Source organism: Telluria sp. ZT3P39 (assembly GCF_059685935.1).
On the sequence record NZ_JCASIH010000011.1, the window covers coordinates 15891 to 28110 of the forward strand.

13 protein-coding genes are annotated in these 12220 nt (G+C 64.1%); 8 read left to right on the forward strand and 5 right to left on the reverse strand.

Annotation, left to right across the window (positions count from 1 at the left end):
- Positions 1–45 precede the first annotated feature (45 nt).
- Both AC56LR_RS12535 and AC56LR_RS12540 read left to right on the forward strand, forming a co-directional pair.
- Positions 46–1512, forward strand: a complete 1467-nt coding sequence (locus AC56LR_RS12535; protein WP_497130750.1) for a PQQ-dependent sugar dehydrogenase — start codon at positions 46–48, stop codon at positions 1510–1512.
- 27 nt (positions 1513–1539) lie between these two features.
- Positions 1540–1983: a thioesterase family protein gene (locus AC56LR_RS12540; protein WP_497130752.1), complete on the forward strand. Its 444-nt coding sequence runs from the start codon at positions 1540–1542 to the stop codon at positions 1981–1983.
- 48 nt (positions 1984–2031) lie between these two features.
- On the opposite strand, the gene AC56LR_RS12545 is transcribed toward AC56LR_RS12540, so the two are convergent.
- Positions 2032–2631 (reverse strand): RES family NAD+ phosphorylase, encoded by a 600-nt coding sequence (locus AC56LR_RS12545; RefSeq protein WP_497130754.1) that lies wholly within the window; start codon positions 2629–2631, stop codon positions 2032–2034.
- Complete coding sequence (locus AC56LR_RS12550) at positions 2621–3187, reverse strand: hypothetical protein (RefSeq protein ID WP_497130756.1); 567 nt, start codon at positions 3185–3187, stop codon at positions 2621–2623. The genes AC56LR_RS12545 and AC56LR_RS12550 overlap by 11 nt, the downstream gene beginning before the upstream one ends.
- Positions 3188–3548: 361 nt before the next feature.
- Here AC56LR_RS12550 and AC56LR_RS12555 point away from each other — a divergent pair, with 361 nt between their 5' ends.
- From AC56LR_RS12555 to AC56LR_RS12565, 3 genes are read left to right on the forward strand one after another with little or no spacing between them, the layout of a single operon-like run.
- Positions 3549–4151 carry an RNA polymerase sigma factor gene (locus AC56LR_RS12555; RefSeq protein ID WP_497130757.1) on the forward strand — a complete coding sequence of 201 codons (603 nt, stop codon included), beginning with the start codon at positions 3549–3551 and terminating at the stop codon, positions 4149–4151.
- 8 nt (positions 4152–4159) lie between these two features.
- Entirely contained in the window at positions 4160–4651 is a 492-nt protein-coding gene (locus tag AC56LR_RS12560; protein ID WP_497130759.1) for a hypothetical protein, read from the forward strand.
- Between the two features lie 27 nt (positions 4652–4678).
- On the forward strand, positions 4679–5794 hold the full coding sequence (locus AC56LR_RS12565) for a hypothetical protein (protein ID WP_497130761.1): 1116 nt from the start codon (positions 4679–4681) through the stop codon (positions 5792–5794).
- A gap of 59 nt (positions 5795–5853) precedes the next feature.
- On the opposite strand, the gene AC56LR_RS12570 is transcribed toward AC56LR_RS12565, so the two are convergent.
- Positions 5854–6345 (reverse strand): DUF3016 domain-containing protein, encoded by a 492-nt coding sequence (locus AC56LR_RS12570; RefSeq protein WP_497130762.1) that lies wholly within the window; start codon positions 6343–6345, stop codon positions 5854–5856.
- A gap of 138 nt (positions 6346–6483) precedes the next feature.
- On the opposite strand from AC56LR_RS12570, the gene AC56LR_RS12575 reads away from it, so the two are divergent.
- Both AC56LR_RS12575 and AC56LR_RS12580 read left to right on the forward strand, forming a co-directional pair.
- On the forward strand, positions 6484–7248 hold the full coding sequence (locus AC56LR_RS12575) for a DNA-formamidopyrimidine glycosylase family protein (RefSeq protein WP_497130764.1): 765 nt from the start codon (positions 6484–6486) through the stop codon (positions 7246–7248).
- A gap of 190 nt (positions 7249–7438) precedes the next feature.
- On the forward strand, positions 7439–8944 hold the full coding sequence (locus AC56LR_RS12580; RefSeq protein WP_497130766.1) for a DUF3369 domain-containing protein: 1506 nt from the start codon (positions 7439–7441) through the stop codon (positions 8942–8944).
- A 35-nt stretch (positions 8945–8979) separates the two neighbouring features.
- Here the strand turns inward: AC56LR_RS12580 and AC56LR_RS12585 are convergent, their stop codons facing one another.
- Together AC56LR_RS12585 and AC56LR_RS12590 are read right to left on the reverse strand one after the other, a co-directional pair.
- On the reverse strand, positions 8980–10932 hold the full coding sequence (locus AC56LR_RS12585) for a GAF domain-containing sensor histidine kinase (protein ID WP_497130767.1): 1953 nt from the start codon (positions 10930–10932) through the stop codon (positions 8980–8982).
- A 104-nt stretch (positions 10933–11036) separates the two neighbouring features.
- Positions 11037–11543, reverse strand: coding sequence for a hypothetical protein (locus tag AC56LR_RS12590; RefSeq protein ID WP_497130768.1), 507 nt, complete (start codon positions 11541–11543; stop codon positions 11037–11039).
- Positions 11544–11784: 241 nt separating this feature from the next.
- Between AC56LR_RS12590 and AC56LR_RS12595 the strand changes: the two genes are divergently transcribed.
- Positions 11785–12156: a hypothetical protein gene (locus AC56LR_RS12595; protein WP_497130769.1), complete on the forward strand. Its 372-nt coding sequence runs from the start codon at positions 11785–11787 to the stop codon at positions 12154–12156.
- The last annotated feature ends 64 nt before the right edge of the window (positions 12157–12220 follow it).

Sequence of the window (12220 nt, forward strand, 5' to 3'; positions counted from 1 at the left end):
GCAGAATGGGGCTCGACGATGTGCTGCGGCTCCCACGGAGGCAACATGCTGAGCGAACACCTGCGGATGGTATTGCGGATACTGCTTCTGTCATTGGTGGCTTCGCTGGCCGCCTGCGGCAGCGGAGGCGGCAGCCCCGGCACGACCGGCCCTACCCCCCCGCCTGCCGCCACCACCGGCACGCTGGCCATCACCACCAGCGGCCTGCCGGCCGGTGTCAACGCCTCGGTGCGCATTACCGGCCCCAACAATTTTCAGCAAGACCTGATCGGCTCGCAAACCCTGCCCAACCTCGCCGTCGGCAGCTATAGCGTGGCCGCCGCGCCGGTGAGCTCCGGCGGCATTACCTACACGCCGGCTCCCGCTGCGCAAAGCGCCGTCGTCACCGCCGGCGGCACCGTCACCGCCACCGTCGTCTATGGCGGCGCGGCGGTCAACATCGCCCTGAGCGAAGTGGTCAGTAACCTCGACAACCCCACCTGGCTCACCGCGCCCCTTGGCGACACGCGCCTGTTCGTACTGGAGCGCCCCGGGCGGGTGCGCATCGTCCAGAACGGCAACCTGCTAGCCTTGCCCTTCCTCGACATCAGCGGCCGTGTCTTCACCAGCGGCGAAGGCGGCCTGCTGTCGCTCGCCTTCGATCCGGCCTTCAGTCGCAACGGTTACTTCTATCTTTATTACACCGACCTGCAACAGAACATCGTGATCGAGCGCTTCACCGCCGGCAGCAATCCCAACCTGGCCGACCCCACCTCGAACCTGGTGATCCTGCGCATTCCGCACCCGAACTTCACCAACCATTTCGGCGGCCAGGTCGCCTTCGGGCCGGACGGCTTCCTCTACCTGGGCACCGGGGACGGCGGCGGCGCGGGCGATCCGCAACGCAATGGCCAGAACCTCAATGCGCTGCTGGGCAAGCTGCTGCGCATCGACGTGGCGGCCGCCACCGCCGCCCAGCCCTACACCATCCCGCCCGGCAATCCCTACATCAACCAGGCGGGTCGCCGCGGCGAGATCTGGGCGGCGGGCTTGCGCAATCCGTGGCGCTTCAGCTTCGATAGCAGCCAGCTCTACCTGAGCGACGTTGGCCAGGACCAGCGCGAAGAAGTCAACATCGGCGCGGCGAGCACTGCCGGCCTGAACTACGGCTGGAACACGATGGAAGGCACGCTCTGCTTCAACGCCGCCACCTGCGACCGCACCGGCCTCACCCTGCCCGTCTTCGAATACGAGCACGGCGCCAACGACGCCAACGGCTGCTCGATCACCGGCGGCTTCGTCTACCGCGGCAGCGCCATGCCCGAGCTGGCCGGGCGCTATTTCTACTCGGACTATTGCCGCGGCTTCCTGAAGAGTTTCCTGGCCACGGGCGGCAACGTCACCGAGCAGCGCGACTGGAACATCACGGGCATCGGCAACGTGATTTCATTCGGCCAGGATGGCGTGGGCGAGCTCTACCTCACGACCGCGCGCGGCAGCGTCTATAAAATCGGGCGTGCCGCCGTGCCGTGAACGACCGCCTGAGGTTAAAATTGAAATATGGCACGCTTACAACTTAACTTCCCAGAAGACCAGTTCTACTATTCCACCCCGATGTCGGTGCGGGTTACCGACATCAATGCCGCCAACCACCTCGGCAACGACTCGATGATCTCGATGATCTCCGAGGCGCGGGCGCGCTTCCTGTTCGAGTTCGGCGTCGGCGAGACCGAGCGCGACGGCACCGGCATCATCGTCACCGACCTGGCCACCACCTACCGCGCCGAAGCCCATGCACGCGACCAGCTGCTGTTCGAGGTCGGCGTCATGGACTTCAACAAATACGGCGGCGACATCACCTTCCGCGTCACGCGTCCGCGCGACCGCAAGCTCATTGCGATGGCCAAGTCGGGGTTCGTGTTTTTCAATTACAAGAGCAGCCAGGTCGTGGCGATGCCGGATGAGTTCCGGGGTAAATTCGACCGGGTGAACTGGGTGGATTGAAGGCTGAGCCTTAGCTGTCGAAGGCACGGCGAGCTGACTTCTTCACGCCTACGATCCAATCCCGAGTGCGCGAGCCGCGTCTGGAAACAAGGAATGGTAGATCAGTGCTTGACTCCCTGCGAGCCTGATCTTGGTCGCAGCACGGTCGAACAAGACCACAGCCTTGCCGTCGTTCAGATGGCGCGACATGTACAGGATCCCGTCGTAGCCGGCCGGGTTCGCGTGTACGGCCGCCGACCACTGATGGGTGACGGCATACGACCCGCTGCCAGCCAGGTCGGCGGTGCCCCCGGCGCGCTTGAGCAGCGGTCCGGCCAGATATAGCAGATTCAGGTCGTCCCCATCGAATGCCAGGACGTTTGCGCTCTTCAGGTCTGCAAGCGAGACCTTGAATCTTCCATTGATGGGCATTTGATCGTGCAACAAGGTTTCGGCCACCGCCACGGCGAGCGTCGTTCCAAGGTAACTCGTGCCGTAGGCAGGCGCCGGATGGGGGGCATCGAAGCGATTGCCGCCATGCTTGCCGAAAAACGGCTCGTTTGTCGTGTAAGAGGAAATACGAACCAATGCTTTCGGCGATAGATCGACGCCTGGGAAGGGTTCGGTGCTTAAGAACGGAGATGGTGGCAAGAGCGGGTTAGCGGCCAACGAGTCGCTCCCGGTGGCCTGCCGCCGCCCGCAGCACTGCGTCGATATCGCCGTGGGCAATCGCTTCCAGCGGAGTGCGGCCCTCGAGGGTCAGGTTAGGGCGCGTAAAGAAGGTCCACTTGCTCGATCCCGGTATGCCCCCCAGCGTCTTCGATACGTTTTCGAGTTCGCGCCGGCGCGCTGTCGGATCGGTAAAGAACGCAGGATAGAGCTGCTTGCCGCCGGGCCCATCGAGAGCAAAAATGCGGTATTCCTGTACTGCCTTGCTCAGCGCCTGGCGCGAAAACTGTAGCCGCTCGCAAAATTCCGGCGAACGCAGTAGTTGCCCCGCCCCCTCCAACTCACGCCAGCTTGCTGATTCCTGTTGTTCCAGCTGCGCCATGAGGGCTTGATTTGCAGCAGGAATAACGGTCGAATCAGGCTGCAGCGCGTCCGATTCCGTGCCTTTGTGCAAAACGCTCATCTTGACCCAGGCTGCACGCAATCCGCTTGGCGACACTGGCGGCAGAACCTCGTTTCCCTGCGGCGCCTCGAGTTCTTCGCCGCTTTTCTTCACGTGACGAACCTTGATTAAGAGTAAGCCTCCGCCAAGATCAGTTGCTCGCTCAACATTGTCTGGAAAAAATGCGCTCGGCGAGACCGCACCTCCACCCGTCGATAGCGCCCTGGATGCGCCCTGGGACCGCCGCCCCCCCGATGGAGCGAACGCTTTCTTGCTAATGGCACTTGTCGACATGAGGACCTCCTGTTTACAAGCGAGTGTACGCCAATCGCGCACCATGTCAACCAAGTCAACTATGTCAACTCGTTTAAGCAAGTAAGCAACGAAGCAAGTCAATCACGTCAACCAAGAGCGAATACACGATTTTCAAAAAACCTGGAACTTTCCCGCCCCGTCATCGGAATACAAGGTAAAGATGACGACCATGACCACGCCACCCGACACCGCCGCCGATTTCGAGCTGCTGCGCCAGACACACGCCGGCCACGCCGAGGCCTTTACGGCGCTGTACCGGCGCCACCAGGGTCCCTTGTTCCGCTACGCGCTGATGCGCTGCGGTTCCAGCGAGACGGCAGCCGACGTGGTGCAGGAAGCCTTCATGGGCCTGCTCACCAAGCGCTTCGGTTTCGATCCGCTGCGCGGGCAGCTGCAGCACTTCCTGTTCGGGGTGGCGCGCAACCTGATCCTGAAGCTGGAAGAGTCCCGCCAGCGCCAGGTCGCGCTGCCCGAACCCGACGAAGATGGCGACTACGACTTCGACCTGGCCTGCGACAGCGCGGGGCCGCTGGCCCGCCTGCTGGGCAACGAGGCGGCCGAGGAAGTGCGGCGCGCGCTGGCGCTGCTGCCGGCGCATTACCGCGACGTGGTCATCCTGTATGAACTGCACGACCTGTCCTACCTGGAGATCGCCACGGTCTGCCAGGTCGATATCGGCACCGTCCGCTCGCGCCTGTCGCGTGGCCGGTCGGCCCTGGCCAAGCGCCTCCACGCGCATGCGCCAAGCTGCCTCGTGAATTGATGGAGTAAATGATGGACACCCACGACAACCCGAACACCGCCCTCGCCCCCTGCTTCGCAGCCTTGCGCAGCGAGCTGGCCGGCATCGACGCGCCCCGCTGCGTCGAGAAGGAATTGATGCAGGCCTTCGGCCGCCAGTTTGCGCCGCGCAAGCGCTGGTACCACGCCCTGAGCCTGCCCCAATGGGGCACGGCAGGCGCACTGTGCTCGCTGACGGTGGTGGCCATGCTGCTGGCGCTGTCGCCGCACCAGGCCGTGAGCGTGGGCGGGCAGCCGTTTGTCAGCATCGACAAGGGCGGCGCCTTCGTTGCCCTCGATACGCTCGAACGCATCGAATCCGAACCCGATGCCCAGCTGGTCGAGGCCGAGCTGCCGCGCACCGAACTGGCCTCGCTCGGCGTTGCGGTCAATCCCGGCAACGCGCTCGATACCGTACGCGCCGAAATGCTGGTCGCCGCCGACGGCCACCCGCTGGCCGTGCGGCTCAGTTCCACCCACTAACTCCACAGTTACCCACAAGAGGAAACCATGAAACCAACGAAGCTTCTGATTGCAGCACTGCTGGCCTGCGTATTCGTCCCGGCCCTGGCCAATGAAGCCGGTTTCGAGACCGGCGAGCAGGCCGACACCAGCCCGCGCACCGAGCGCATCGAGCGCCGCATCGTCACCCGTCCCGGCGACGCGGTCCGCGTCGAGCTGGGCAACCTGGCCGAGCTGCGCGCCCTCGACGCCATGGGTGGCGCCACCGTCTTCCACATGCATGGCGCCAGGCTGGTGAAGAATGCGCCCTACAGCGCCGAGATGGTCTCCGAGCGGATCCAGACCCTGGGCGACGGCAACCAGATCGTCAACAAGACCAGCACCATGAGCTACCGCGACAGCGCCGGCCGCACCCGCACCGAAGTGCGCAATGCCGAAGGCGAGGTGCGCAGCGTGACGATCGTCGACCCGGTCGCGGGCGCACGCTATATCCTGCGCCCGAGCGACAAGACCGCCATCAAGATCTCGGCGCCGGCCGGCGACGTGATCGCCGCCCGCGAGCACGCCCGCGCCGCCGCCGGCGAAGCCCGTATCGCGGCCGCTAGAGCGCGCGTGGCCGGCGCCGAAGCCCGCATCGCCGCCCATGCCCGCATCGAAGAACTGCGCAAGGAAGGCAAGCTGCCCGAGGGCGCCCACGAGCGCGTGATCGTCAAGCAGGTCGAGCGCAGCGGCAGCGGCGAGCACCGCGACGTCCAGATCCGCATCGCCCAGGTCGCCTCGCCCGCCATCGCGGCGCGGGTCGCCCCGATGATCGCCGGCGCCATGGACGAGCACAAATGGGCGGCTAAAGCCGGCACCAAGGACCTCGGCACCCGCGAATTCAATGGCGTGAAGGCCAACGGCAGCAGCCGCAGCTACGAGATCCCGGCCGGCGAGATCGGCAACCGCAACCCGATCGTGGTCAGCACCGAAACCTGGGTGTCGCCCGAACTGCAGGCGGTGGTCTACCAGAAGCGCACCGACCCGCGCGCGGGCGACGCGGTGCTGCGCCTGGAGGGCCTCAAGCGCGAGGAACCGGCGGCGGCGCTGTTCACGGTGCCATCCGACTATACGGTGAAGGACCCGGTGGCCATGGCGAAAAGCCGCATCGAAAAGAAGCAGTAATCCACACGAAAAAACGGCGCTTCACACAGCGCCGTTTTTCATTTCCTGCCGGGCGAACATCAGCCCGGTTTCTTTTTCAGGATGGTCTTGTTGAACCACTCGTCGATCATCCGCTTTTCGTAGCGCAGGCTGTCGCTGTCCGAGAAGCGGCTGACGCGGTTGAGGTAAGACATGTCTTGCAGCCGCTCGCTGCCGCTGCCCACGACCTGGCCATTGCTGGTGAGCGTGTAGCGCAGCTCGATCGTCGGCCAGTCCGCCATCCCTTTGAGCACGCGCAGTTCGCGGCCGGAACGCGCGTTCGGGTATTCGCGGCCCGCCAGGTCGATCTCGGTGATGTCCACCGTCAGGTCGACGCCCGGCGGAAGGGTTTTACCGAGCTTGGTGAAATGGTCGGCCAGGTCGCGCAGCACTTCCTGGCGCTCCCACGGCGCAAACGGCAGGTCCGCGAATTTGTCGGACTCCACATAATTGACGGTCACGCCCGCCGAGGCGGCGCCGGCGCCCAGCGCGAGCAGGCTTGCCAGGGCCAGTTTGCCGATCGAGGTTTTCATCGCACTTCCTTTCATTAGTCGGACTATTCTCACAATCCAATATACGCCTTTTGCCGGCTTTTCGAGGGTGCCGATTGTCGAAGTTTTGTATCCAAATGTTAGGCCCCGCACACGCCGGTTTGCGCTACCAGGCCGACAATGGAAACAAAGGAGGCCGCTACCGTGCCCGAAGGACCCTCACTCTACATTCTCAAAGAACAGGCCAAGGATTTCGCCGGCCAGCAGATCGTGCGCGCCGGCGGCAACGTGCGCGCCATCGACCCGCAGCGCCTGGTCGGCCAGCGCATCACGGCCATCCACACCTGGGGCAAGCACTTCCTGATCGAGACGCCGGAGATCGTCCTGCGCGTGCACTTTCTCCTGTTCGGCACCTACCGCATCAACGAGACGCGCGAAGGCAAGGTGCCGCGCCTGTCGATCGGAACGGCGACGGGCGACGAACTCAATTTCTATGCCTGCGCCATCCGCGAGATCGACCGCGAGGCCTTCGACGCCTACGACTTCAGTGCCGACGTGATGTCGGAAACCTGGGACCCGAAGAAGGCGCGCAAGAAGCTGCGCGCCAACCCGGACATGCTGGCCTGCGACGCCCTGCTCGACCAGGACATCTTTTCCGGGGTCGGCAACATCATCAAGAACGAGGTGCTGTTCCGCATCCGGGTGCACCCGCTGTCCACCATGGGCGCCCTGCCGGCGCCGAAGCTGCGCGCCCTGGTCGACGAAGCCCGGCAGTACAGCTTCGACTTCCTGGAATGGAAGCGCCAGTACGTGCTCAAGCAGCACTGGCTGGCGCACGCGAAGAAGATCTGCCCGCGCTGCGACATCCCCTACCTCAAGACCAATCTCGGCCGCTCCAACCGCCGCAGCTTCTACTGCGAACGCTGCCAGAAACGCTACGACTGAGCAGGTTTTCGCCTTCCTGTGTTGCGTAAATACTCACAGAAGCCCATCTGTGACATCGTTAACCAACACTTTTAATGTTGCCTGTTGTTAAGCCTCAAGGGGCGTACTACAATCGAATTGACTTGCGGCATTATTTCTGTGACTTCCTGCCGCGGATTGTGTCGCCGATCAACCAAGGTAACGGAACCCTATGTCCTTTTTGTCCTCTGCCGCGCCAAAGCTGGCTCCGTGGAAAGTCCTGCTCATTGATGACGAACCGGACATCCATGACATCACCAAGCTGACCCTGTCGCGCTTCCGCCTCGAGGGCCGTGCATTGTCTTTCGTGCACGCCTACAGTGGCGCCGAGGCCAAGGAAGTGCTGGCGCGCGAAAAGGACATTGCGCTGGTGTTCCTGGACGTGGTGATGGAGCGCGAGGACAGCGGCCTGGAAGTGGCGCGCTGGATGCGCCAGGACCTGGACAACCAGTTCACCCGGATCGTGCTGCGCACCGGCCAGCCGGGCCAGGCGCCGGAAGAACGCGTGATCGTCGACTATGATATCAACGATTACAAGGAAAAGACCGAGCTCGATCGCACCAAGCTGTTCACGACCACCTTCGCCGCCCTGCGCGCCTACCGCGACATCATGAAGGTCGAGGAAGCGCGCCTCGCGCAGCAGAACTACCGCGAAGGCCTGGAGCGCGTGATTGCCGCATCAAGCCACATTTTCCAGCAGCGTAACCTCAAGGATTTCGCCAACGGCCTGCTGCAGCAGGTGGTCGCGCTGCTGCGCCTTGAACAGAGCATGCTGCTGCGCCTGACCGGCGCCAGCGTGATCGCCGGCGAAAGCCAGTACGAAGTGCTGGCCCGGATCGGCGAGATGGAAGGCGAGGAAATCGGCCCGGAGCTGGTGGCCCAGTTGGACGATGCGCGCCACAACCGCATCTCGCGCCTGCACGGCGACACCTACGTCGGCTATTTCCCGAACAGCAGCGGCAAGGCCTCTCTGCTGGTGCTCAAGGGCGTGGAAGAAATCTCGGACATCGATTCCCAGTTGCTCGAGGTGTTCTGCTCGGGCGTGGCGATCGCCTTCGACAACATCCTGCTGAACCAGGAAATCACCGATACCCAGGCCGAGCTGATCCTGCGCCTGGGCGACGTGGTGGAATCGCGCTCGCACGAGGCGGGCAACCACGTGCGCCGCATGTCGCAGGTCTGCTACCTGCTGGCGCAGGCCGCCGGCATGCCGGAAGACGAAACCGCGACCCTGATGCACGCCGCGCCGATGCACGACGTCGGCAAGATCGCCACCCCGGACGCGGTGCTGCTCAAGCCGGGCAAGCTCAATGACGAAGAGTGGGAAATCATGCGCCAGCACCCCACCATCGGCCTGCAGATCCTCGACGGCTCCCAGCGCCCGATCCTCAAGGCCGCCGCCGTGATCGCCCACCAGCACCACGAGAAATTCGACGGCAGCGGCTATCCGCAAGGCCTGCGCGGCGAAGCGATCCACCCGTATGCGCGCATCGTGGCGGTGGCCGACGTGTTCGACGCCCTGAGCCACAAGCGCTGCTACAAGGACGCCTGGCCGGCCGCAAAAGTGACCGAGCACCTGCGCGAAGTGGCGGGGCATCACCTGGATCCGTTCTACGTGGATCTCTTGATCAAGAATATGGACAAGGCGCTGGAGATCAATGCGCAGTGGCCGGACTGAGGCGGCGGGTGGGCAGAATCTGCCCACCCTGCGATTTACAGGCTGACCAGCTTCTTGCGCGAGCGCGGAAACCGCAGGTCATACCGCAAGCCCTGCCCCGGCTCGCTCTCCACCCGCACCGTTCCGCCGAGCGGGCCGGTCACCAGGTTGTACAGGATGTGCGCCCCCAGCCCGCTGCCGCCAAGTCCGCGCCTGGTGGTGAAGAACGGGTCGAACAGCTTGTCCAGCGTCTCCTTGTCCATCCCCGCGCCGTCGTCGGCGTACTCGAATACCACCTGCTCGTCTTCCAGCGCTGCGCGGATCGTGATCTTGCCGGGCTGTTCGTGCTCGTAGCCGTGCACCAGCGAGTTCATGACCATGTTGGTGACGATCTGCGAGACCGCGCCCGGGAAGCTGTCGAGCACGAGGTCCTTGGGGCAGTCGACTTCCACCTTGACCTTGCGGCCCTTGAACTTGGGCTGCAGCGACAGCAGCACTTCGTTCAGGTAAGCGCACAGGTTGAAGTTGCGGATGTCGTCCGATGACTGGTCCACGGCCACCTGCTTGAAGCTGCGCACCAGGCTTGCTGCGCGCTGGGTGTTGGTGGTCATGATGCGCAGCGACTGGTCGATGATGTCGAGGAAGGAGTTCAGGCTGTCCTCTGTCAGCTCGCCCGCCGCCAGCTCTTCGCGCGTGAGCTTGAGTTCCTGCACCAGGTGGCTGGTCGCGGTCACGCAGATGCCCAGCGGCGTGTTGATCTCGTGCGCGACACCGGCGACCAGCCGTCCGAGCGACGCGAGTTTTTCCTGGCGCACCAGTTCCGATTGCGCTTCCTGCAGGCGGTGCAAGGCTTCGTTCAGCGCCGCATTCTGCGCTTCCAGCGCTTCCTTGGCCTTGCGGATGCGGCGGTCGGCCTGCATGCGCGCCAGCGCCACCGCGACGTGGCTGGCCATGAAGGCCAGCAGGTCGAGGTCGGCCTTGGTGTAGATGATCGCCGGGTCGTAGCTCTGCACGATCAACACGCCATAGGGCTGCTCGTGCACCAGCATCGGCGCGCCCATCCAGCTGGCGATATCGAGGTTCCCGAGCGGCTGCTGCACCAGGCCGTTGGCCACCAGGTGGCCGAAGCTGGTGGCGTCGTGCAGCTGCGGCTGCTTGCTCGACAACACGTAGGAGCACATCGCCTTCCCGAAGGGGAAGCGTTTGACCGGCGCGTCGCGGTCTTTCTGATCGACGAAATACGGGATGCTGATTTCCCGGGTGTCGGGGTGGTACAGGCCGATCAGGAAGTTCTCCGCCACCATCAGCTCGCCGATGATGCGGTGCAGGCTGGCCGAAAGCGATGCGGTATCGAGCGCCTGGGCCGACAGGCTGGCGATCTGGTACAGCGCGTGCTGCACCTGCTCGGCGCGGCTGCGCTCGGCCACCTCATGCGCCAGCGCGGCGGTGCGTTCCTGCACCGCGCGCTCGAGCCGGTCCATGCTCTGCAGGCCCTGCAGCGCGTTCGAGACGTGGTTGGCGATCTGCGAGAACAGCGCCTGGTCTTCCTCGCTGTAAGTGATGTTCTTGGTATAGCTCTGGATGACCATCGCGCCCAGTGCCTGCTGGTGCTGGTCGAGCAGCGGCGCCCCCATCCAGTGCTCGGCTGCGCTGCCATGGCCCCACTGCATGCCTTCGCGCTCGCGCGCCTTGAAGTCGTCGGCCGTGATCATCAGGCGCTGGCGGTTCACCACCACCCAGGAGGTGGGCGACTGTTCCGGCGCGGCCAGGGTGACGCGCTGACCCGGGGCCGGCACTTCGTCGTCGGCTTCGTCGACGAAGTAAGGGAAGCGGATGGTCCCGTCTTCGCGGTCGCACAGCGCTACATAGAAATTGGCCGCATACATGATGCGGCCGAGAGCGCAGTGGACCGCGCCGATGAAGTCGGTGATGTCGCTGCAGGTGGTCGACAGCTGCCCGATTTCGAGCAGCATCGACTGGACGGCTTCCAGCCGGTCGAGACGTTCCATTGCTTCCCCAAGAATAAATGCACAGGGGAAATATTAACAGTTAGCGCCGATCGGCCGAAGTCCTATCGGCGGGAGTGTGGCTTTTAAGGCTGCAGGTGAAACACTCATGCGCGCGGCGCCTTGAAATCTGCCTCGATCCAGGCGATCGCCGAGGCTTGCGTCAGCTTGAAGCTGGCCGGTACCCGCACCTTGGCCACCTGCTCGCTCATTTCGTCGGTGGCGGCCAGCATCCCGTAGGGATCGTCGTCGTCCGGCACGATATCCAGGGTCACCTTCAGGTTGCCGCTTTTCTCGGTCCAGACGTGCAGGTTCTTGTGCAGGATCGCGTGCAGGTGCTGCTCGTGGCGGCGGATGACTTCCGAGGCGGTTTTCACCAGCGTATTGAAGGCGTTGGTGTCGAGCGGTTTCGGGTTCTTCTTGTCGCGCCCCATGGTCCAGGGTCCGACCAGGGCCGGTTCCGGCTCGCCGTCCTTGATCATGGCCACGGCCCAGCCTTCGTCGTCTTCGTTCTTGATGACGCGCGCGGTCCAGCCGTTGCCCTGCCACAGGCGCGGTTCCTGCACCAGTTCGGGTTCGCTGTCTTCGGGGTCGTGCTCGATGTGGTCGTTCATGTCGTGTTTCCTCGTGCTTCCTGTAACGTTAAGCCGAGATCATAGTGGAAACGCGGCGCAGCCGCCTCCGGCGATGCGCGCGCAGCGCCAGCCGAGGCGCCGGTGCAGGTTTATCGCTCCTGCACGCCTCCCGGTGCGCAAAAATTGCAGCCTGTCGCAATCCGGTGGCCGCCAGGGATGCGTGTGCTTACAGTACGAGCATTCCTGACGTATTTCAACACACCACCCGATGAGGACCGCCATGAAAAAATACCTTCCCTACGTTCTTCTCTTCCTGTTTGCCCTGCTGCTGTGGGACATGGCCACCGCCGACTTCATGACCGTCAACTTCGACGGCGATGAGATCGACGGGCCGCTGGGCGCCTTCCTCGCGCTGGTGTTCGCGGGCGGCGGCGCCATCATCGGCGGCTTCGTCATGCTGGTCGTCGGCGCGGTGCTGGCCGTGGCGTTTGCCGGCCTCGGCGTGATCCTGCTGGGCGCCCTGTGCGTGGCCGCCATCGCAGTGGCGCTGGCGATCTCGCCCCTGCTGCTGCCCCTGCTGGTGCCGGTGGCGATCATCTGGTTCCTCGCCAGCCGCAAGCGCAGGTCGCGCGTCGTGCCGCAAACTGCCTGAGCACCTTTGCTTTCCTCCAAAACGGCCGGTACTTCCCGGCCGTTTTGCTTATCTACACGGCTGG

What these genes read in the sequence shown, in the direction of transcription:
- AC56LR_RS12535 (WP_497130750.1), top strand. Translation starts at nt 46, where the DNA reads ATGCTGAGCGAACACCTGCGGATGGTATTGCGGATACTGCTTCTGTCA.
- AC56LR_RS12540 (WP_497130752.1), top strand. Translation starts at nt 1,540, where the DNA reads ATGGCACGCTTACAACTTAACTTCCCAGAAGACCAGTTCTACTATTCC.
- AC56LR_RS12555 (WP_497130757.1), top strand. Translation starts at nt 3,549, where the DNA reads ATGACGACCATGACCACGCCACCCGACACCGCCGCCGATTTCGAGCTG.
- AC56LR_RS12560 (WP_497130759.1), top strand. Translation starts at nt 4,160, where the DNA reads ATGATGGACACCCACGACAACCCGAACACCGCCCTCGCCCCCTGCTTC.
- AC56LR_RS12565 (WP_497130761.1), top strand. Translation starts at nt 4,679, where the DNA reads ATGAAACCAACGAAGCTTCTGATTGCAGCACTGCTGGCCTGCGTATTC.
- AC56LR_RS12570 (WP_497130762.1), bottom strand. Translation starts at nt 6,345, where the DNA reads ATGAAAACCTCGATCGGCAAACTGGCCCTGGCAAGCCTGCTCGCGCTG.
- AC56LR_RS12575 (WP_497130764.1), top strand. Translation starts at nt 6,484, where the DNA reads ATGGAAACAAAGGAGGCCGCTACCGTGCCCGAAGGACCCTCACTCTAC.
- AC56LR_RS12580 (WP_497130766.1), top strand. Translation starts at nt 7,439, where the DNA reads ATGTCCTTTTTGTCCTCTGCCGCGCCAAAGCTGGCTCCGTGGAAAGTC.
- AC56LR_RS12585 (WP_497130767.1), bottom strand. Translation starts at nt 10,932, where the DNA reads ATGGAACGTCTCGACCGGCTGGAAGCCGTCCAGTCGATGCTGCTCGAA.
- AC56LR_RS12590 (WP_497130768.1), bottom strand. Translation starts at nt 11,543, where the DNA reads ATGAACGACCACATCGAGCACGACCCCGAAGACAGCGAACCCGAACTG.
- AC56LR_RS12595 (WP_497130769.1), top strand. Translation starts at nt 11,785, where the DNA reads ATGAAAAAATACCTTCCCTACGTTCTTCTCTTCCTGTTTGCCCTGCTG.